This window comes from Paraburkholderia sp. DD10 (assembly GCF_049177125.1).
GTDB lineage: Bacteria > Pseudomonadota > Gammaproteobacteria > Burkholderiales > Burkholderiaceae > Paraburkholderia > Paraburkholderia terricola.
Window position 1 is genome coordinate 2,745,471 of the sequence record NZ_CP185392.1, and the last position, 21,527, is coordinate 2,766,997.

Genomic DNA, 21,527 nt, shown 5'->3' on the forward strand with positions numbered 1-21,527 from the left:
AGGCTTCCAGCCGCGGCCGTTACGGCAATCACATCTCGTCTCACTGGCCCGGACGCTCGGCGAATCTCAGATCATTGCCACCACTCGTATCGGCCGGCGCGCTCGCCGTGTCGAGCGGAATATCCGGCCGCATGAAGAACGTCGCGACGATCCCCACGGCGAGCAGCCCGAGCGAACCGGCGAACGGCAGCGTCCAACTGCCCGTGCGATCGACCACGAGACCGAACACGATAGGCGTGAAAATGCCCGCCACCGCCGAGCCGGCATTCACCAGCCCGCTCGCCACGCCGACGTGTTTGGGCGTGATATCCATCGGCACGGCCCAGACCGGTCCGATCGTCATTTCGAGGAAGAAGAACGAAAGGCTCATGCACGCCGCCATGACCGGCAAGGATTTCACGACCATCACCGGCGCAAGGAACACCAGCGCGCCGAGGAACGCGCCGATAATCACGTTGCGCCGCGCGGCGACCACGTTGCGCGTGCGCTTCAGCACGCGATCGCTGAGCACGCCGCCCGCCGTATTGCCGACCACGCCGGACAGAAACACGCCGGCCGAAAACATCGCAGAGCTTTTCAGATCGAGCCCGCGCCCGTGCATGAAGAAGGTCGGCAGCCACGTGAAGAAGAGCCAGCCGGTCCAGCCATAGCAGAAGTACACGAGCATGGTCGGCCCGATGCGTTTGATGAGACGCCGCCACGGCGTCGGCTCACTCGTTTTTTCGATGGCGACCCTGCCCGCGGGCGGCAATTCCGCTTCTTCCTGCGCCGTCATATGGCGATGCTTGCGCGGATTGTCGGTGAAATACCATGCGTAGACCAGCACCCATGCCAGCGTCAATGCGCCGACCACGAAGAACGACGCGCGCCACGACGAGAACGCGACGAGCAAGGCGACAAACGGCGGCGTAATGGCGTTGCCGAGCCGCGAAAAAGAATGGGTGAGACCCTGCACGAAGCCGCGCTTGCTGGACGGAAACCAGTTGGTCAGGGCACGCGCCTGCGCGGGCAAGGCCGCGCCTTCGCCGACGCCGAGCAACATGCGCGCGCAGAACAGCGACACGACGCCGCCCGCCAGCCCCGTGGCGACGGTGGCGACGATCCAGATGCTCGCGCAGACGACCAGCGTCAGCTTCGCGCCGAAGCGGTCGCTGACCCAGCCGCCGATCACCTGACAGATTGCATACGTGTAGGCGAACGCCGCGAAGACGAGGCCCACGTTGGTATTGCTCAGATGCAGATCATCGCGGATCAGGCCCGCGGCCGCCGAGAGATTGACGCGATCGAGATACATGATGAACGACATCCCGCACATGATCGCGAGAATCGCTCGACTGACTCTGGGTCGATGAAACATTGTCTCCTCCGTTTTTTTTCACGACGCCGCGTAGGGCGCGTGCCGGCAGGCTTGATGCGTTCGAGCCGGTATGCGCCCAGTTTTGTGGGACATTAGGTGAACGCCGGATGGTTGACCAATGAATTGTTTCGATACGGCGATCACCCGCGGTTATCGCGCGCGCCTCGTGGCGACGATGAGGAGTTCGTCGTGCAGGTGCCGATCGAACTTGTGCTTGCCGTAGCGGGCGGTGGCAAGACACGCGCCGTCGAGCGCGCCGTCCCGCCAGCACGTTGCTTCCGGCTCGTTCTCATGCGTTGTGCGGCACCTCGATGCGCTCCCGTCAATGACTGACTGCGCCTGGCATACTCAGTCTTTTAAGAGGCTGTCCTGGTTAAAAATGCCCTGCGCCGCGAGCGAACCGGCTCGGCGGTCAAGGCAAAACCGGGTGCTCGGCCACCGGCAGCGTAAATCCGAACACCGTCCCCGTCGGCTCGCCCGGCGTGGCGGTCAACGTGCCGCCATGCGCCTCGATGATCGACTTGCAGATCGCGAGCCCCATCCCCATGCCGGTTTCCTTCGTCGTAAAGAACGCGTCGAAAATGCGCGGCGCGATCTCGGCGCTGATGCCGCAGCCGTTGTCCTGCACCGACACCGTCACCGAACCCTGGCCGTTGACCGCCGTGGCGACGCTCAGCAAGCGCTGCCGCGCGTCGAGATGGCTCATCGCATCCGCGGCGTTCATGACGAGGTTGAACAGCACCTGCTGCAATTGCACGCGATCGGCCAGCACCGCGCAGCGCGACGCCAGATCGAGCCTGACGTTCACGCCCTTCTGCTCGATTTCGGCGGCCGCCAGCGCGAACACCTCGCGCACCACGCTGTCGACGAAGGTCGGCACCGGGCTCGGCTTCGCTTCCTTGGCGAGCGATTGCAGCGAGCGGATGATGTCGCCGGCGCGCTTGCCGTCCTTGACGATATCGCGCAAGCCGGCCAGCGCCTCGTGCATGTCGGGCTCCGGGCGGTTCAGCCAGCGCACGCCCGCGCTCGCGTTCGAGACGATGGACGCGAGCGGCTGATTGATCTCATGCGCGACCGAAGCCGCTAGCTCGCCCATCGTGGTCGCGCGCGAGGCGCGCGCTAGTTCGATCTTGGCGTTTTGCAGCGCGAGTTCGGTCATGTGACGCTCGGTGTAATCCGTCACCACGCCGACGAAGTTGCTCACGCCCGAAGGCTCGCCGAGCGCTTCCAGGTGCCGGACCGCGCCGCCGGGCACGCGCACGCGGAATTTCATGCGGAACGGCGTGCGCTCGCGCGTGGCGCGCTCCACCGCTTCGCGGTATGCGTCCACGTCCTCGGGATGAATGCGTTCGATGATCGCCTCGTCGCTCGGGCTGCCCCTCTCCATCGGCCAGCCGAACACGTTGTAAAGCTCATCGGACCAGTAGCGTTCGCCGCTCAGACTGTTCCAGATGTAGCTGCCCGACCGGCCGATCTTCTGCCCCAGCGCAAGCGCCTCCTCGCTCATCCGCAACGCCGACTCGGTCTGCTTTCTGCGCTTGTTTTCCTCGACGAGTTCCGCATAGAGGCGCGCCGTCTCCAGCGAAATCGCCGCCTGTGACGCCAGCAATTCGAGCACCGACGTGCGGCTCGCGGTGAAAACGCCGGCCGTCAGGTCGTTCTCCAGGTACAACGCGCCGATCGCGTTGCCCTGCTTGACGAGCGGCAGGCACAGCACCGAACGCACGGACCGTTCCGCAAGCGACGTATCGAACGAAAAGCGCGCATCGCGCCGCGCGTCTTCCACCACCACGGGCTTGCGCGTGCGCAGCGCCGTATAGAACACCGACAGCGGAATGTACGAGCCCTCGGCGCGTTCGCCGGATAGCGTCACCTGAACGCCGCCCGGCTCCTCCTGCCCATGCGCCTCGATAACCGGCACATCGTCCTTCAGCAGCATCAGCGCGCCGCGCTGCGCGCCCGCGTGGACGATCGCCAACGTCACGAGCGTTCTGACCAGCTTGTCGAGCACGATCTCCTCGGACAAGGCCTGCGACGATTTGAGCGCGGACACCAGATCGAACTGCTCCTGCGCGTCGGCGATTTCGACCGCGGCGCGCGCCGCGCCAGGCCGCTCGAACGCATGATGCAGCGGACGTTCGGCGCGTTCGAGCTGCTCGACCTTGAGAAGCGCGCCCCAGCGGGTATAGCCCTCGATCGCGCAGCGGTGATGATGGCGCGCCGCGGTGAAAAGCCCGTTCGACTTGCAGCACAGCGACGCGAGTTCATGAGCGAGCGCGTGGCTGTGCGTGAAACCGTTCTCCGCCGCCGCGCCCGCCGCCTGCTCGTAGAAGGCCAGCGCCTCGAGCGGCGAGCCCTTGAGCCGCGCGACCTCGGCCTCGACGATCAGCAGCTTGTCCTTGAAGGTGGCCGGATTGATCCGCGCCCAGTGCCTCAGCTTCGCCAGATGCGGCTCGATCTTCTCGACGGCCTCGTTGTGATCGGCGCAGGTTTTCGCAAGGTTGAGGGCTTGATAAAAGTGATAGTCCAGCAGATGAATATGCGCGGGCGTCGCCCACTTCAACTCGCCGGCCACGCTCAGGCAATACGCCGCGTTGTGATGGTCGCCGTGGAAATAGCAGGAGACGCCCTTGAACAGCCAGATCCAGAAACGCAGGGTGGTCATCTGCGTGTCGAGCAGCGCGGGGTCGAAGGTCATTCGCCCATCGACCACCATGCCGAAATTGCCCGGCAGGCCAGGCCCGCCGCTCAGGCTATGCACGAAGCGCTTTTGCAGTTCGAGAATGTGCTCGACGTCCTTGAAACGCACGCGCCGCGCGAACGAAAGGCCCACGTCGATTTCCTTGTCGACCTGATCCAACGGCACGCCCTGGGTCAGCAGGTCCGACACGATGTGATTGCACGCGTAGCAGCTCATCGTCAGATCGCCGCTCGGACGCGCCGATTCGAACGCGCCGCGCGCGCATTCCAGCACGTAGGGCAGCGGCTGCGTCCACACGCTCACCTGGTCGAGCGCAACGAGCGTGCTGGTCACCGCCGACTGGTAGCCGCGTTGCTCGGTCAGCCTGCGGCCGAGCCGCGAATATTCGAAGCCTTCCTCGTAGCGGCCGAAGAACTCGGCCACATAGACGCCGAACCAGGCGAAACAATGCGCCGACGCCGCCGTGACGCCATGATCGATCGTCAACTGCGCCATGTGACACAGGTGCAGGAAACCGAGCCGTTCGTTCACGAACGAGGCCGGCGCATAGACGCTCGCCAGCAGATTCAATTCCGATTCGATCGCCTCGTTTTGCAAGGCCGGCAATTCGGCCAGCGAGGCGATGCTGCGCGTGCGCAGCGATTCGTTCAGGCGGTTATACGCGGCGTCGACATCCGCCGCTTCGGGATAACGCGGCATGTCGCGGCCGAATAGCTTGATGCCTTCCAGCGCCGTCTCGATCGCGGCCTCGTAGTCCGACAGATGCTGCTGCATGTCGACCTTGAGCTTGTACACCGAGGCGCGCGCGATCACCGGCAAGTCCTGGCGCAGCAGCGTCTCGATCCGCGCGCCCGCCGCCTCGAAGTCGGCGTTCAGAATATGACACTGCACGCGCAACAGGCCGACCTCGAAGCCGAGCGAGCGCGAATAGTCGTCGCCGCTCGCGTCGAGCAGATTTTGCGCGACGTCCAGGTAGTTCAGCGCCGATTGAATCGCGATCGCTTCCTTCGCGTGGCGGGCCGCTTGCAGACAGATCTTGCTGAACACGCGCGTTTCGTCGGCATCGAGCGAATGAAACGCGCCGGCCGCCTGCGCCAGTTGAATGTGATGCGCGATTTCAAAGGCCGACTTGCGGACCTCGCGCACGTTGAACTCCTCGAACAGCACGCGCGCGATGCGCGCATGTTCGGCCGCGCGGTCGCGCACATCGGTCAGCGCATACGCCGCTTCCTGCACGCGGTCGTGCGCGAAGGCGAAGCCGGTTCTGTCCGACAGCACGAGCCCCGCTTCGACGGCGGGACGCAGGCGCCGCTCCAGTTCGGCATCGGCGTCACGGTCGATCCGCAACAGCGTGGTCTTGTCCACCCGCCGCCCCATGAACGCCAGCAGCCGCAGAACGGCCTGCGCGTCGGCGGGCAAGCGGGCCACGCGCGTGACCATCAGGTCGACCACGTTGTCGGAATACTGATGCTCGCGGATGCGTTCGAGCTCCCACGTCCAGCGGCCCACGATCCCGTCGTAACGGATCAGCTGATTGTCGGCCAAGGCCAGCAGCAGTTGCTTGACGAAGAACGGATTGCCGCCTGTCTTGTCGTGAACCACCTGCGCGAGCGCCAAGACCTGCGCGGGCGCGCAATGCAGCGCGTCGGCCAGCAACGCGGCGACGTTGGCGGGATCGAGCGGCGCGACCGCGAGCCGCGTGACGCGTGCCGCGCCGCCCGGCAGCGCGTCGAGGAAAGCCTTGAACTTCGGCGAACGCTCGACCTCGTTGTCGCGATACGCGCAGATCAGCAGCACATGCCTGATCTCCGGATTCGTGACGAAGCCCGCGATGAAATTCAACGTGGCGTCGTCGAACCAGTGAACGTCGTCGAAGAACAGGATCAACGGATGCTGCGCGGTGGCGAACACGGAAATGAGCCGCGTGAGCAACGCCCGGAAACGAAGCTGCGCCTCCACCGGCGGCAGATCCGGCACGTCCGGCTGCGCGCCCAGCACCAGTTCGAGTTCGGGAATGAAACTGGCGAGCAGTTTGCCCTGCCATTGCAGCGCCTCGCGCAGCACGTTGCGCCAGCGTTGCAGATCGGCTTCGGCTTCGCCGAGAATGCGCTGGAACAGCGAGCGCACGGCCTGCATCAACGGCGCGTAGGGCGCGTTCTGTCCGTATTGTTCGAGCTTGCCCGAAGCGAACAGCGTGGGCGACTGAGCCGTGGCGCGGTGCGCGCTTCGCACCAGTTCCGATTTGCCCGCGCCCGAATAGCCGGACACGAGGATCAGTTCGGGGCTGCCTTGCCGCGCGTTGCGCCGGAACGCCTCCAGCAGCGTGTCATGTTCGTTCGCCCTTCCGAACAGACGATGCGTCACCGCGAGGTGCCTCACGTTGTCCTCGGCCGCGGGTTCGAACGGCACGACGTGCTGCATTTCGTTCCAGTCCGCGAGACAGCGGCGCAAATCCGCTTCGAGACTCGACGCGCTCTGATACCGCTCGTCGGGATTCTTGGCGAGCAACTTCAGAATGATCGCGCCGAGCACCTCGGGAATCGCGTGGCGAAATTGCAGCGGATTCGCGGGCTGACGCGCGACGTGGTTGTAGACCCACTCGACCGCGTCGTTCGCTTCGAATGGCAGCCGCCCGGTGAGCAGTTCGTAGAGCGTCACGCCGAGCGAATAGAGATCGCTGCGCTCGTCCGCGTGACGCTCGGCGCGGCGCGCCTGTTCGGGCGACATGTAGGCGAGCGTGCCGTATAGCGTGTCGTGCGCTTCCGCAGCCGGCTCACCGGCGGCGCTGGACGCGTCGCGCACGCCCAGCAGCCGCACCGTGCCGTCCGCGCCTTCCAGCAGATTCGCCGGCTTGAGGTCGCGATGAAGCACGCCGCGCGAATGCGCATGCCGCAACGCGCGGGCCGCGCCCACCGACAGTCGCAGGAAACGGCCGGGCGCGATGGTTCCGTCCGCCGCGAGGTGAATCAGCGCGCCGCCGCCATCCTCGCACACGAGAACCGGGCTCTCGGCTAGCCGCAAGAGCGCGACGGGCCGCACGGCCCACGTCGATTCGAGTCTGGAGGCGGCGGCGAACTCCTGCTGCAAACGGCGGAAAACGGCTTCCGACGGAACGTCGGTGGCCGCCGCGATCAGCCACGACTGCAATCCGTCAGACGACCTCGCGCGATACCGCACGATGTTGCCGTCGATCAGCAGCGGTTCGAGCAGGAGCTGATCGAACCACGCCTGATCGAAGTGGATGACGACGGCGGATTCGCCGGGGCCGGGACCGGGGCTCTCGATGATCGCGTCCGTGCTCAATTCGCCGCCCCTTTGCGTCCGATCGCAAGCTCGATCGAATCGAGCAGCATTTCTTCCGCAAAGGGCTTGCGCAGAAAGCCGACCGCGCCCTGGCGCATGGCGCGCTGCACGGTGTCATCGTCGCCGTGCGCCGACATGAACACGATGGGAACCCGCCGATGCTCCGCGTTCAGTCGACGCTGCACGTCGAGCCCCTGCATGCCCTGCATCCGCACGTCGAGCAACACGCACAACGCATCGTCGACGACGGGCGAGGCAAGGAAGTCCTCGCCCGATGAAAAGGACACGGTCGTATAGCCCACGGCCTTCAGGAGATTCCCGAGACCGCTCCGTACCGAAGCGTCATCGTCGACGATGCAAACAAAACTCATGGCTGCCTGTACTCCAGGGGCGCGCGAGGCGCGCCCACATCATGCGTGTAGATCATATTCGGCGCGATTGCCGCGGCGGCCGGGGTGCGCAGGGGTTCGGCGCGGGTTCGCCGAGGATTGCGCGCCGTTCATCCCGGCGCGATCGAACTCAGCGCACGCTCGCGGCCGGGCGCGCCCGCAACGACGCCGCGCGTGTAACGCTGCTCGTACGCCGGCTCCAGATAATCGGCGCCGCGCGCGTGGACCTCGTCCGCCTCGCCCGATTCGTATAGCTTGCACAGCGCGTATTCACGCGTCGTTTCAAGCAGGAAATACGCCTTGACCGTGCTGTCGAAGGTTGTCATGACGAGGCACTTCGACGCAAGCCCCACCATCGCCTCGGTCACCTCGTTGCGCGACAGACGCTCGCACGTTGCGATCGCGCAGGCCGCGTCCAGCGAAAAACGCGCCGGAAACACGCCGAGCCGGTGCAGCACGAGTCGTTCCGTCTCGTCGAGCAGACGGTAGCTCCAGTCGAGCGCCGCGGCCAATGTCTGCTGCCGCGCCGGCGCGGTGCGCCGCCCGCCGGTCAGACAGCGGAAACGGTCGTCCATCTCGGACAACAGCTTGCGAATCCCGAACACGCCCGCGCGCGCCGCCGCGAGTTCGAGCGCGAGCGGCACGCCGTCGAGCCGACGGCAAATCGTCGCGATCATGTCGAGGCTGTCGCGCTCGCTCGTGAAATCGGCATTGAACGCATCGAGCCGCGCAAGAAACAGTCTGACCGAAGCGCAGGCGAGAATGCGCTGCGAGGACGCGTCGAGATCCGGCGTGTCGAGCGGCGGCACCCAGTAGAACTTTTCGTCGCGGGTGCGCAGGGGTTCGCGGCTCGTCGCGAGAATGCGGACCTCGGCGCTCGCCTGAACGAGCAGTTCGCACACCGTTGCCGCCGACTCGATCACGTGCTCGCAGTTATCCAGCAGGATCAGCAGCTTGCGCCCCGCGATCGCGGCGACGAGGGTTTCGGGCGTGAGCGCGCCATCGGCATCGTCCGCGCCATCGCCGCGCCGAACGCCCAGCGCTTCGGCGAGCGTGCCGACGATGCACTGCCCGCGCTCCACCGAAGCCAGCGCGACGAAGCACACTTCGACGTCCGCGGTCGCCGCGCTCGCCGCGACTGCCGCAACTGCGATAGCGAGCTGCGTCTTGCCAATGCCGCCCGGCCCGAGCAAGGTGACGATCGGCGTGCCCGTCAGCGCGCCGCCGATCTCGGCGATCGCCGCATCGCGCCCGATCAGCGGCGCATGGCACACCGGCAGGCCGCTCAGTTTTCCGGGTTCCGTGCGGCCGGCATGGATGGCGCCGGCGTCGGCCATGCCGAGCGTCGCGCTTTCCTCGACCGGCGCGGCCAGGCGATAGCCGCGCCCGGATATCGTGCGGATCACGTCCTTGTCCGCGCCGAAAATCTTCCTGAGCGCCGATAACTGCACGTGAATATTGTTTTCCTCGACCACCGACTTCGGCCACACCTCACGCAAAATCTCGTCCTTGGTCACGGTCTTTCCTCTCGCGTTGATCAGCAGTTCGAGGATGTCGAACGCGCGTGAACCCACCTGAACCAGTTGACCGTCCAGGTAAATCTCGCGCATTTCCAGTGATACGGTAACTCGACCGATCTTTATCATGCTGCACTCACGCCTGGTTGGTTAGCGGAACGGGCACGTTCGAAGACGCCGCCCCGTGCACCCCGTGTCGGGGGCGAAGCGCTTGTCGTCAGAAGCATGGTAGGGGGGAATCTCCTCTGAAACCATTATCCATAGGGATATGACGCCGGCGCTTGCCGCACGCTTGTGCCCGCGCTTGTTCCCACTCTCGCCCGCGGCGTACCGCAAACGGCGCGGATCGCGAGCCGGCAAGCCCTGGCGGCTCGGGCATGCAACGCGGGCCGCGGCATCACGGCCTGGCATTCACACCTTGGTATAACCCGATGCGCGCGGGCAGCGGCACGCGTCACAGCTCACGCCTCGTCGGGATAGATGCCGGCCGACACGAGGCAAACGAACGCGCTCGCCTTCAACACACATTCCACCGAAGATAGAACGAAGCCCAGCGGGAACACCCGGTATTCGGCAGGCAGGCCGAACGCCACCGCCATCAATCCGATCGTGCACAGAAACGCGTAGACGATCCGCGCCGTGCGGTTTCCGGCCAGAACGAAACCGACCAGCGCCACCCACAGCAGCTTGGCGACGATGCACGCGGCCGCCTCGCTCGCCGAGCGGCTCGCCCAGACTTCGAACGGCAACTCGCACAGCGACCACACGCCCGTCGCGATCACGACGAAGCGGGTCCAGCGTCCGAGAGCCGGTTGCGGAGCCGGCATGTTGTGCGCGTGCGAATCGTGCAGCGCGGCGCGGTTCGTCCGCGTCCAATATCCCAACTCGCCGCCGTTCATCTCATGGTGTGACTCGTTCACATATCGCATCGTCGTTCTCCGGTTTTCTTGCGGACGGGTCTTCGTGCGTTCGCGCAGCGGCCCACGTTCGACACCATTATTCGGCGACGCGACTCGCCGGGCTTTCGAATCGTCCGCGAGGTTTCGTAAATGCACGGCGCGCCGCCACGCGCATGGCGCAGCATGCGCGTCCGCCAGCGTGCGAATCGGCAACAGCGGGGCATTTGAACAAGTGCCGCGCGCGACCCGAACCCATGCTTGAGCCTCATGTCGAACGCCGGAGCCCACCATGCATGTCAGTGACGTACTCGATCTGTCGCGCGCGCAGTTCGCGATGACGGCGATCTTCCACATCCTGTGGCCGATTCTGACGATCAGTCTGTCGGCCTTTCTCGTGCTGATCGAAGTGCTGTGGCTCAGAACCGGCAACGTCGTCTATTACCGGCATGCGCGCTTCTGGAGCAAGCTGCTGGTGCTGAATTTCGCGGTCGGCGTGGTGAGCGGCATTCCGATGGAATTTCAGTTCGGCACCAACTGGGCCGGCTTTTCGCGCTACAGCGGGCAGTTCTTCGGCAACATTCTCGGCTTCGAAGGGGCGATGGCCTTCATGCTGGAGGCGGGCTTCATCGGCGTGATGCTGCTCGGCTGGGACGCGTGCCGCGCGGCGTGCATCTGTTCGCCACCTCGATGGTCGCGCTCGGCTCCAGCATCTCCGCGTTCTGGATCATGGTCGCCAATTCGTGGATGCAGACGCCCGCCGGCGTCACGGTGCAAAACGGCAAGCTCGTCGTGACGGATTACGTGGCGGCGATCTTCAATCCCGACATGGTGTGGGGCGTCACGCACATGTGGGTGGCCGCGATCGAAACCGGCATGTTCGTGATCGCGGGCATCTCGGCGTGGCATCTGTTCAGGCGGCGTCATCCCGAGTTCTTCGCGCGCTCGTTCAGGCTCGCGCTGACGGTGCTGGTGTTCGCCGCGCCGCTGCAGATCTGGCTCGGCGACGCGAGCGGCGGCAGCGTGTTCAGGACACAGCCGGCCAAGGGCGCGGCGATCGAGGGGCATTGGATCACCAACGCGCCGGGCACCGGCGCGTCGTGGTCGCTGCTCGCGTGGCCGAATCAGCACGCGCAGCGCAACGACTGGTCGCTCGAAGTGCCCGGCATGCTGAGCGTGCTCGGCACTCATACGCTGCACGGCCAGGTGAAAGGGCTCACCGATTTCGCGCGCGCCGATCAGCCGCCGATGATTCCGCTCCTCTATTACGCATTCCGCGTGATGGCGGGCATCGGTTTTCTTTTCATGCTGCTGGCGTTCTGGACCGTCTGGGTCTTGCGACGGACGCGCGGCAGTCTCGAAGCGTTGCTCGCGCAACGCAAGCTGCTGCTCGCGTGGGTGCTGTGCATTCCGCTGCCCTACGTCGCCGTGGAGGCCGGCTGGATCGTGCGCGAGGTGGGACGCCAGCCCTGGGTGGTGTACGGGCTGCTGCGCACGCAAGACGCGGCGTCCGCCGTCGCCGCCTCGTCGGTCACGCTGAGCATGGCGATGTTCGTTGCCTTTTACGTCGTGCTGCTCGTCACGTTCTTCGTGCTGGCGCGCAACTGGCTGAAGACCGGCCCGGACCTCACGTTGAACCCGCCCGCTCCTCTCAACGCCGAGGCGGCGGTCAAGCTCACCGAGTACTAAAACATTTTCGTCGCGAGGATATCTCATGGACAGCTCCACTCACACGATGCTCGCCGTCACCTGGTTCGGCCTGATCGGACTCATGCTGGCGTTCTACGTGATCACCGACGGCTTCGATCTCGGCATCGGCATACTCAGCCTGTTGCGCAAACGCCGCGAGGATCACGACGTCATGGTGCGAACCATCGGCCACGTTTGGGACGCCAACGAAACGTGGCTCGTGGTGGTGGGCGGCGCGCTCTTCGGCGCGTTTCCCGACGCGTATGCGCTGCTTCTGCAAGACCTGTATCTGCCGGTGATGGCGCTGATCGCGGGGCTCATCATGCGCGGCGCGGCGATCGAGTTCCGTCATGGCGTGGCGCACGGTCCGCTGTGGGACAAGGTGTTCGGCATCGGCAGCCTGGTCGCCGCCCTCGCGCAGGGCATCGTGCTCGGCAAGGTCATCACCGGATTCGTTCCCGGCGCGCGTGGCGACGTGTTCGTCGCCGTGTCGGCGCTCGGCGTGGTGGCCGGCTATTCGCTGCTCGGCGCGACGTATCTGGTCAAGAAAACCGTGGGCACGCTCGAACAATGGGCGCGCCGCCTTGCGTTGCTCTGCGCGCCGATCACCGTCGCGGCCGCCGTGCTGCTGACCGCCGCCACCTGGTTCCTCAGCGAGGTCGGCCACGAGCGCTGGACTCAGCCCGGCGTGTTCCATCTGCTGCTGGCGCTCGGCGCCGCCGCCGCGCTCGCCTTCGCGGCGATCATGGCGTCGCTCTATCTCGGCAGCGCCGGCGTGCCGTTTCGCGCGTCGGTGACGCTTTTCGTGCTCTCGTTCGCCGGGCTCGCGATCAGCCTCTTTCCCGACTTCGTTCCGGGCAAGCTGGGCATCGTCGAAGCGGCGTCCGATTCGGCGACCCTCGTCTTCATGCTGATCGGCATCGGCCTGATCTTCCCGGTGATGATCGGCTACAACCTCTACCAGTACTACATTTTTCGCGGCAAGGTGGTGGGCGGCTCGGAGGCGGGCGAATGAGGGAAGCAGGCGCGGCGGCAAATAAAAATACGCCGGCCGTCGATGCGATTTTGCATGGACGGCCGGCGCGGGTAGCGTGAGCGCCGATGTCGCGGCGCTCGAGCGGGCAAGTTCAGAGCGTGTCGGCTTCGTGCAGCACGGAGCGCAGAATCATCGCGCCGGTGTTCAACGGCGCGGGACGGCACGGACGCGGCTTGTAGATCGCATCGCCCGGCCGGATCGCACGGCCGCTCATCGCGCACACGCCGGCCATGCGCGCGCGGCAGGCGTGCCACACCTGGTCGCCATAGGAGCAATGGGTGGAGTCGCGCCATGCGATTGTCGCGGTGGATTGCGAAGGCCGGTCGATCAGTTGCACCTGAACGTCGCTGCGCGCGCTCATGAACGGCGGCATCGCGCCTTTGCGTGGGCGCCCCGCCGCCAGCGCGGCGATTTCGGCCATGCCGGAATCAGGCGCCCCGGACAAGACCGACAACAGACCGATGGTTCGCATCCACGGATCGTCGCTGCATTTCGCATTCGCCTGCATGTTCGCTCTCCAGTTTCCAGAAATCGGGTTGATGGTCGAGGCCGTCGCGCGACGCCGCGTCATCGGACTGCCGCAAGAAGGTTTCGCTGACCGCGAGAAACGCATGAATCCGCTCACCGATCGACATGGATCCGGGTCCTCCAGCAATACGGCGTATCGCCGACCAGGCGCTTGAACACCGTCGTAAAGTGAGCCTGGGTGCGAAAGCCGCAACTCAAGGCGACGTCGAGCACTTTGTGTTTCGGTTCGAGCAACAGGCGCTGGGCGTGTTCGATGCGCCGGCGCACCAGATATTCGTGCGGACGCATGCCCGTCGCGACGCGAAACTGCGAAGCGAAATGCATTCGCGTGAGTCCCGCGCTGTGCGCGATATCCTCGAGTCCAATCGGCTCGGCGAGATGCGCGTCGATGAATTCGACGGCGCGGTTCAGCCGCCATGAAGGCAACGCGAGGGCCGCGCGGGTCTCACGCCTCGCCTCGCCGAAGTGGCGCGCCACCACGCGCGAGACGATCGCGAGGCCGACGCTCTCGGCGAACACCTTGCCGAGCACGGCGTCATCCGACTGCGACACGGCGAGCGCCTGCCCCAGCCGTTCCAGCGCCGGATCGCGCACGAGCCGCGGCTCGTCGATACGTATTTCATCGGCATGCGGACGACCGAAGCGGTCTTCGTAACACTCGGCGAGCACCTGTTGCGAGACGAACAGATGCAGCACGTCGGCGGGCGATTCGAACACGGCGCTGCACGGCACCCTGGGCGCGGTGATCTGCGCGGCCCCCGCGCCGAGCCGGCCGTGAACCAGCGTGCGGCCGGCATGGGCAAAGGTCAGCGAGGTGCACTTGAGGTTCACCGCGATGCAGTGATGCGCCGCGCTGCCGGCGCTGGCGACCGCGAGCGGAGCGCAATCGTTGTGAATCCAGCGCGACACGACGAGATCGCGCGGCGGCGCGCCGGTGTCGGCATGCGCGGGAGAGCGCCATTGACGCTCGATGCCGATCGGGCTTGCCCGGTCGTCGTGAACGGCATGCGAGGCGGGTTCGGCATACAAAGGCAGCGGGCTGAGCATGGTTTAGCCATCCGATACAGTGGTGATGCAACGCCCCGAAAAACAGGCGCCGCGATGACTCCACGGTAACGCACCGCAAACCCGTCAACCAGCCTACATACGGTTGCCCGAAACGACCAATGGTAGGGCCGACTCATATCTAGGTTTAATCATGCCGCCGGGCGTGACACGGCACGCCGCAGCCTGCCGGCCACGGGCATGGAGAAAGTGAAATGCGTGAGCGGTGCTGCTTCGATCTGGAGCGAAGGCGCGGGTCGGCGGCGCGTCGTCGTAAGCCATTCTGCGCAAGCCATGCGGCGCAAGCGGATGAAACGCGGGGGGTCACTGCCGCGCTATCCGGCGAGCCGCGCACTCGACTGCGTGGCGAACTGCGTGGTGAACTGCATGGCGACGGCGTGGCGAACTGCGCGCTGACGGCGCGCTCAGCCGCGCGCGGCGCGCGCCACAGGCACCGAGGTGATGCCCAATGCCTCGGCCTTCAGCACGAAGTCGGCGAGCGAGCGCGCGCCCATCTTCCTCATGGCCTGCCCGCGATGGATCTTCACGGTGATTTCGCTGAGGTTCATCTCGGCCGCGATCTGCTTGTTCATCAACCCCGTCACGACGAAGCCCATGACCTCGCGTTCGCGCGGCGTCAGCGATTCGTAGCAGCGGCGCAGATCCGCGACCGAGCGGCTCGCCTCGCGCCGCGCCGCGTCCGTGGCGAGCGCCTGCTCGACCGCGTCGAGCATGTCCTGGTCGCGAAACGGCTTGGCCAGGAAATCCTGCGCGCCCGCCTTCATCGCCTTCACGGTCATCGCGATGTCGCCATGCCCGGTCATGAAAACGATCGGCAAGCCGAGCCGCGCCGCCGTGACCTGTTCCTGCACGACAAGGCCGCTTTGTCCTTTCAGGCGAACGTCGAGCACGAGGCAGCTCGGCACGTCGGGCATCTCGAACGCGAGAAACTCCTGCGCGGAAGCAAAGATCTCGACCTTCAGCCCGACCGAGCGCAACAGCCGGCGCAAGGATTCGCGCATCGACTCGTCGTCGTCCACCACGTAGACCACGGCATCGCCATTATCGGTTTCGTTGCTTTCCACCTCGTTCCTCATACGGTCGCTGTCGTTGGACGGACAGGTAAAACGCGGCACGCGTTCTCGGGATCGCTCGTGACCATGAACGGCGGCGATCCCAAGCCGCGCGCGACGAGCGCCGGCGTACAAAAACGGAACGAAGCGGCGCGGACCTGATGTGATGCACATCATGCGCGAGCCCGCGTCGATGCGGTACTTAACTTATCTTAATCGCACAAACGCACCCGCCCCTGCTTGTCTAGACAGGCAGGGGCCGATGCTTTCCTGAACCACGGGCTCGCGCGGCAAGCCCGTGGCGCGGTCATCGCTTCAATGGTGGCCGAAGTCCTTGCGTGCGATCGGAACGGTGCGCACCTTCGTATACCTGAACGCCGGAATCGACTTGAGCGCGTCGCGCGTGGCGCCGGCCCAGACGAGCTTGCCGCTCACATAATCGAGTTGCGACATCGGCACCGCCACGTCGTGCTGCGAGACGCCGAGAAACTGATGGGCCGCCACGATGGCGAACGACACGGCGTTATCCGGCGCGATGATGATGTCGTGCAGCACGCCGACCTTCTCGCCGCTGTCGTTATAGATCGCCTTGCCGAGCAGGCTTTTCTTCGCGCTCCAGCCTTCGACGATCAGTTGATCCTGTTCGACCGACACGCCGATGGTCTGCGCACCCGCCACCTGCGCGCTGGCCGGCTGGCAGAGCGCACCGAACGCCGACGCCGCCAGAAATACGATTGCCCACTTTGCCTTCATGATGTTCTTCTCCAGATGAGTTGATTCGAACCGATGGTCGGCAACACGGTGACGGCGCGGCCGGCGTGATCCGCCGATATCTGCCGATATCTGCCTACGCGCCCTGCCTGTGTCGCGCTGTTGAACACTGTGGGCCAGTTCGCGGCGCGCCGTTTTCCAATTCGCACGATCGCAGCGCGTGCCGGTTCACGACGCCGCGCCTTTGCTCTCGACAGCAGCGGATTGACCGGCCCGCGGCTTCAAGGTCACCGTGCAGGTCATGCCGGTCGCGAGCTTGATGCCGGCCGGAATCCGGTCCAGATGCACCCGCACCGGCACCCGTTGAGCCAGCCGCACCCACGTGAAAATCGGGTTGACGTCCGCGAGCAGATCGCCGTTGCTGGTCGGGTTGTCGCGATCGGCGATGCCGCTCGCGAGACTGTCGACGTGCCCGTGAATCTCCTCGCCGCTCGACAGCAGCCGCACCACGGCCTGATCGCCGACCTGCACGTTGGGCAGCTTGGTCTCCTCGAAATACGCATAGACCCAGAACGAGTGCGAGTCGATCAGCGCCATGCGCGCGACGCCCGCCGTGGCGAAATCGCCGGGATACAGGTTCAGGTTGGTGATGAAGCCGTCGGCGGGCGCGCGCACTTCGCTGCGCGCGAGGTTGAGCGCCGCCGTCTGTTGCGCGACCACGGCGGCTTTGTACATGGCTTCGGCGGCGCTGTAGGCAGCCACGTCGGCGGCATACGCGGACTGCGACTGCCGCGCGAGCGACGCCGCATCGGCACGGCTTTCGTCGGAGATCACGTCGCCGCCCAGATTCGCCCGGCGCGCCGCCTGCGCGCGCTTCATCGCGAAGTCGGTTTCGCTGCCCGCCACGCGCGCCCGCGCCTGCGCCATTTGCGCCCGCGCCCGCTCGAGGTCCGCGTCGGCTTGCGCCACCGCATAGCGGAAACGGGCCGGGTCGAGCACGAACAGGATGTCGCCCTGGCGAACCCGTTGGTTGTCTTTCACGCGCACTTCGCTGACGAGGCCCGACACGTCGGTCGCGACCTGCACCACGTTCGCGCGGACGCGGCCGTCGCGGGTCCACGGCGCGTACATATAGTCGAGCCACAGCAGGCGCACCAGCACGATCGCCACCAGCAAAAGCGTGAGGGTGACAAGCGCGCGCAGGAGGGATTGCGTTTTCATCTTCTATGCTTGAGCGTTAAGTGCGGTGAGCCTTCGGAGCGTTGCTGGGAGCGCTGCTTTGGCAAGCGTGCAGGCGCGCGGGATTCATGGCCGCAACAGCAGCAGTGAAGCGCCGCTGAACATCGCGGCGAACAGCGCGACGCGAAAGAGCCCGGGGTGCCACGCGTAGCGATACACACCGACGCGCGCCAGCAGCAGATCGACGACGACGAAAACCGCCACGCAGCCCACGAGGATCGGCAGCAGCCCTGGCACCAGCAGCGAGAACAGTTCAATTTCACCGGGCATCGTCGGCTCCTTGCGACGCATGTTCGGACGAGGCGGATGGCGTGGACGGAGCGGACGGCGGCCCATAACCGCCGCCCAGTTCCTTCATCAACAAGGCCCACGCGTCGAGGCGCTGCGCCTGCACCGTCGCGAGACTTTCCGCCTGTTGCAGTTGTGCGTTCTGCGCGGCCAGCACGTTGAGAAACTCGGTGATGCCGCTGCGATAACCGGCATCGGCGAGCCGGAACGAACGGCGCGCGGCATCGAGCGTGGTTTCAATCGACGCCTGCTGCTCATCGAGCGAGCGCAGCGAGACCACCTGCGCCGCGACGGCCTGCATCGCGTTCACCACGCTCTGGTTGTACGCGTCCACCGCCGCATCCCGCGACGCGACCGCCACGCCGTAACGGCCGCGGCGGCGGCCGCCGTCGAAGATCGGCAGCGAGATCGCCGCGCCCACCCCGTGACCCATGCCGTCGCTGTTCAGGAAGTTCAGGAACCCGCCGAAGGTCGCCGCCGAACCGAACGACGCGGTCGCCAGCAAATCGATGTCGGGATAGAAATCGGCGTGCGCGGCGTCGATGCCCTTGTCCGCTTCCAGCACGCGCCAGCGCCCCGCCACCACGTCCGGCCGATGGCCGACGAGTTCGGCGGGCAAGCGCGCGGGCAGCGCCACCGGCACGCTCAACGCAAGGCTCGGCCGGCGCAGCGAATCGCCGAAACCCGGTCCCTTGCCCGCGAGAGCCGCGATGCTGAGCCGGCTCAACGCGAGTTGCTGCTGGGCCTGCTGCGCGCGCGTCGTGCTCATCGCGTATTGCGTCGACGCCTGGCTCACCTCCAACTGACTGCCGACACCCGCGCGCCAGCGGCGCGTCGCGATGTCGAGCGTGCGCTGCTGCTGGTCCTGCATCGCGCGGTAGACATCGAGCAATGCGTATTGCAGCGAGAAGCGCACATAGCCGCGGACCATCGCGGTCTGCAATTCGAGTTGCGCGAAGCGGGCGTCGGCGGCGGCCGCATGCAGGTTGTCGAGCGCGCCCTCGCGAAGCGCGCGCGCCTTGCCCCACAGGTCGAGGTCATAGGAGAGATCCGCTGTGACGCTGTTGCTCCACACCGTCGTGCCGCCCGGCGGCGCGGGCGTGGTGTAGCCGGCGTAGCGCCGGCGCTGGAAGTCGCCGACGGCGTTCAGTTGCGGCAACGTGTCCGCGCCGGCGATGCTGGCCTGGAATGCCGCGGCGTCCACGCGCGCTTCGACGGCGCGCAAGCCTGGGTTGCCCGCGGTCGCGTCGCGCACCAGCGTGTCGAGCTGCGGATCGTTCCATTGACGCCACCAGCCGTCGTCGGGCCACTTCGCGTCCGCTTGCGTGTCGCGCAGCGCGACGCCGGGGTCGAGCGTCGCGGGATCGAGCAGCGATTCGCGCGGACGGATGCCGCCGCTGTCGATGCACGCGCACAGCATGAGCGCGGCGGCGAGCGCCGGCGCGAGGGAGCGAAGCGGTTGCATCGGCGGGCGCGCCCGCATTCTCGCCCTCGCGAACGTGCGAGTCCACGCGCTGACAAGCAGCCCGCGGACAACCGCCATCACGCGCGGCATGGCAAGCGTCCTCATACGGCCGCCTTCGCCGCGCGCCACAGCGGCAAGCTCTCGTCCTGCAACGTGAGTTCGGTGAAGTGCAGCAGCGCCCGCATCCGGCAGCGCGCGAGCAGCATCGGGCCGACCGCTGGGTCCTGCGCGAACGGCAGCACGACCAGGGCGCGCCGGGTCGCGGCAACGGCGTTTTCGCCGGCCTGCGGCGTCATGACGGTGAACACCTCGGCCAGCGCCGCGAGCCACGCGCGCTGCACCTCCGGCCAGCTTGCCGGCAGCGTGTCGCCGAGTTGTTCGGTGTCGAGCCGCATCTGGATCATCGCCCGGCCGAGTTCCAGCGCGGCGAACGCCCAGCCGATCAGGCCATTGCGGTCCACGCGCGCATCCGCCGGCGCCGACGCGATCTGAATGATGAAATCGCGCAGATGCGCCTCGAACGACAACAGCAGTTCATCGTCGAGTTCGGCGTCGGGCGCGGTGTGCGCCACGAGCGCGCGAATCTGCTTCAGGTATTGCGCGGTGATCCAGTCGCCCGCGCGCGGCACGATGACCGAAAAAGCAACCGCGGCGGCCGCGATGCCGAACAGCAAGGCGAAACCCGTGTCGAGATAGGCGCTCGGGTTGTACACGGTCGGATTCGAAATGCCGACGATAAAGCAGAAATAGATGCTGAAACCCAGCCCGAGAACCGCTGTTTTCGCGAACGTATTGATGTAGCTGCCGGCCATCACGAAGATCGCCATCGACGACGCCAGCAACACGAAACCGTCGAGGCGCGGCAGCAGGAAGAAATTGAACGCGAAACCCGCGAGCCAGCCGGCGAGGCAACCGCAGAAGATCTGCCAGCTCGCGACGGCGGGGTTCGGCGCGAGCGCGAACAGTGCGCTGGTAATCGCCACCGCGACGATCGCGCTCGCCCCGCCGACCCAACCGGACGCGAGCCACGCCGCGCCGACCAGCGACACGGCGACGGCCGCGCGCATGCCGGCGATCGTTGCTGCCGTGCGATTGGCCGTCGCGCGCGTGGTGCCGATGCGGCCGATGCGGCCGAGCGCCTGAAGCACCGATTGCGACCACGGGCGCCGGTCGGCGCTGCGCGCTTCGACGTAGCTGCTGCACAGCACGCGCAGATCCGCGATCGAAAAAAACAGCGCCGCGCCGGTGGTCGCGACGAACTGGCGCTGACGCGGCGACAGGTCCGCGAGCGAATCGAGCAGCGTGCCCAGTCGCGCGGGCAACGCCTGTTCGAACGCGGCAAGCCGGCCCGGCAAGGTCTCGATCTGTTCCAGCGTGAGCGCCCCGGCCGGCGAGCCGCGCGGCACGATCGCGAGCAACCCGCCGATCAGCGCGTCGACGGCGGCTTGCGCGCGCGGCTCGGCTTCGGCGGCCACGCGCGCCTTCAATTGATGCAGCGCGTGCAGCCACGCGACGCTGTCGAGAAAACTTCTGTCGAGATCGAGAAACACGTGGCCGTGCAGGCGGATCGACGGGTCCTCGAACACCGCGCCGCTGCGCAGGCTTTCCACGCCCGCGCGCTCGCGGATCAGGCCGAGAAAAGTATCGAAGCCGGCCGCGGCGGACCCGCGTTCGAGCATGGCATGCAGCGCATCCAGCAGGTTCGCGAAGTTCTTCTGGCTCGACGCATACAGCGCCGGCGCGACCCGCCGCGGCCACACCAGCGCGCTGACCAGACTTGCGCAGACCACGCCGATCACCACCTCGCTGACCGTGTACACCACGTTGTCGAACACGCCATACGGATCGGGCCAGGCCGGTATCGCCGTGATGGCCGTGCCGTAGCCGGTCAGCACGAAGCCGTATGACTGGAAATTGCGGTAGTACGACGCGCCGAACACGCACGCGCCGATCCACGCCGCCAGCGCGATGAAGAACAGCAGCGGCTGCTGCGCGAACCATGCGATCAGCGCGAGCCCGGCCAGGCTGCCGCACACCATGCCCAAGCCGCGATAGAAGCCGCGCGCGATCACCATGCCGCTTTGCTGATGCATCATCACGATGACGACGGACACCATCGCGGTGCCGGGCGAGCGCAGTTCCAGACGCATGCACAGCCCCATCGCGAGGGCGGCCGCGAGCGCCACCTTCGCCATGTGAAGGAAGCGCGGCGCGTCGTCGCTCCAGTACGTCTTGAGCTCGTCGCGTAGTCGCGGCCACGCCGCGCCGCCGGCATGCGGGGTCATCGCCGG

Annotated in this window: 15 protein-coding genes and 1 pseudogene; 2 read left to right on the forward strand and 14 right to left on the reverse strand. The window is 66.3% G+C overall.

The features are described from left to right. Positions 1–40: 40 nt before the first annotated feature. From ACOCG7_RS12500 to ACOCG7_RS12520, 5 genes are all read right to left on the reverse strand, one after another. Positions 41–1,357, reverse strand: coding sequence for an MFS transporter (locus tag ACOCG7_RS12500; RefSeq protein WP_073428564.1), 1,317 nt, complete (start codon positions 1,355–1,357; stop codon positions 41–43). A gap of 412 nt (positions 1,358–1,769) precedes the next feature. Continuing rightward, positions 1,770–7,361 (reverse strand): AAA family ATPase, encoded by a 5,592-nt coding sequence (locus tag ACOCG7_RS12505; protein ID WP_421375655.1) that lies wholly within the window; start codon positions 7,359–7,361, stop codon positions 1,770–1,772. Next, positions 7,358–7,732, reverse strand: a complete 375-nt coding sequence (locus tag ACOCG7_RS12510) for a response regulator transcription factor (protein ID WP_073432282.1) — start codon at positions 7,730–7,732, stop codon at positions 7,358–7,360. Before ACOCG7_RS12510 ends, ACOCG7_RS12505 begins: the two co-directional genes overlap by 4 nt. Positions 7,733–7,860: 128 nt before the next feature. After that, positions 7,861–9,396 (reverse strand): ATP-binding protein, encoded by a 1,536-nt coding sequence (locus ACOCG7_RS12515; RefSeq protein ID WP_421375657.1) that lies wholly within the window; start codon positions 9,394–9,396, stop codon positions 7,861–7,863. Positions 9,397–9,728: 332 nt separating this feature from the next. Next, the gene (locus tag ACOCG7_RS12520; protein WP_421375659.1) at positions 9,729–10,196 is read right to left on the reverse strand and encodes a hypothetical protein; all 468 of its coding nucleotides are present in this window, start codon (positions 10,194–10,196) and stop codon (positions 9,729–9,731) included. 259 nt (positions 10,197–10,455) lie between these two features. Between ACOCG7_RS12520 and ACOCG7_RS12525 the strand changes: the two are divergent. Then, positions 10,456–11,852 (forward strand): annotated as a pseudogene (locus tag ACOCG7_RS12525) (cytochrome ubiquinol oxidase subunit I). A 25-nt stretch (positions 11,853–11,877) separates the two neighbouring features. Further along, the gene (locus ACOCG7_RS12530; RefSeq protein ID WP_421375661.1) at positions 11,878–12,867 is read left to right on the forward strand and encodes a cytochrome d ubiquinol oxidase subunit II; all 990 of its coding nucleotides are present in this window, start codon (positions 11,878–11,880) and stop codon (positions 12,865–12,867) included. Positions 12,868–12,979: 112 nt separating this feature from the next. Here the strand turns inward: ACOCG7_RS12530 and ACOCG7_RS12535 are convergent, their stop codons facing one another. The 9 genes from ACOCG7_RS12535 to ACOCG7_RS12575 all read right to left on the reverse strand — a co-directional run bounded on the left by ACOCG7_RS12535 (position 12,980) and on the right by ACOCG7_RS12575 (position 21,521). Beyond that, on the reverse strand, positions 12,980–13,396 hold the full coding sequence (locus ACOCG7_RS12535; RefSeq protein ID WP_114164203.1) for a DUF3331 domain-containing protein: 417 nt from the start codon (positions 13,394–13,396) through the stop codon (positions 12,980–12,982). Next, positions 13,317–13,523 carry a hypothetical protein gene (locus tag ACOCG7_RS12540; protein WP_167449679.1) on the reverse strand — a complete coding sequence of 69 codons (207 nt, stop codon included), beginning with the start codon at positions 13,521–13,523 and terminating at the stop codon, positions 13,317–13,319. Before ACOCG7_RS12540 ends, ACOCG7_RS12535 begins: the two co-directional genes overlap by 80 nt. Then, positions 13,510–14,463, reverse strand: a complete 954-nt coding sequence (locus ACOCG7_RS12545; protein WP_421375664.1) for a helix-turn-helix transcriptional regulator — start codon at positions 14,461–14,463, stop codon at positions 13,510–13,512. The genes ACOCG7_RS12540 and ACOCG7_RS12545 overlap by 14 nt, the downstream gene beginning before the upstream one ends. A 422-nt stretch (positions 14,464–14,885) precedes the next feature. Next, positions 14,886–15,557 carry a response regulator transcription factor gene (locus tag ACOCG7_RS12550; RefSeq protein ID WP_090518861.1) on the reverse strand — a complete coding sequence of 224 codons (672 nt, stop codon included), beginning with the start codon at positions 15,555–15,557 and terminating at the stop codon, positions 14,886–14,888. Positions 15,558–15,848: 291 nt separating this feature from the next. After that, on the reverse strand, positions 15,849–16,286 hold the full coding sequence (locus ACOCG7_RS12555; protein ID WP_073432285.1) for a PRC-barrel domain-containing protein: 438 nt from the start codon (positions 16,284–16,286) through the stop codon (positions 15,849–15,851). A 186-nt stretch (positions 16,287–16,472) separates the two neighbouring features. After that, positions 16,473–17,465: a biotin/lipoyl-binding protein gene (locus ACOCG7_RS12560; RefSeq protein WP_421375667.1), complete on the reverse strand. Its 993-nt coding sequence runs from the start codon at positions 17,463–17,465 to the stop codon at positions 16,473–16,475. Positions 17,466–17,549: 84 nt separating this feature from the next. Then, on the reverse strand, positions 17,550–17,753 hold the full coding sequence (locus tag ACOCG7_RS12565; protein ID WP_083081366.1) for a DUF1656 domain-containing protein: 204 nt from the start codon (positions 17,751–17,753) through the stop codon (positions 17,550–17,552). After that, positions 17,743–19,236 carry an efflux transporter outer membrane subunit gene (locus ACOCG7_RS12570; RefSeq protein ID WP_421375669.1) on the reverse strand — a complete coding sequence of 498 codons (1,494 nt, stop codon included), beginning with the start codon at positions 19,234–19,236 and terminating at the stop codon, positions 17,743–17,745. Before ACOCG7_RS12570 ends, ACOCG7_RS12565 begins: the two co-directional genes overlap by 11 nt. Positions 19,237–19,337: 101 nt before the next feature. Further along, complete coding sequence (locus ACOCG7_RS12575) at positions 19,338–21,521, reverse strand: FUSC family protein (protein ID WP_421375671.1); 2,184 nt, start codon at positions 21,519–21,521, stop codon at positions 19,338–19,340. Positions 21,522–21,527: the final 6 nt, after the last annotated feature.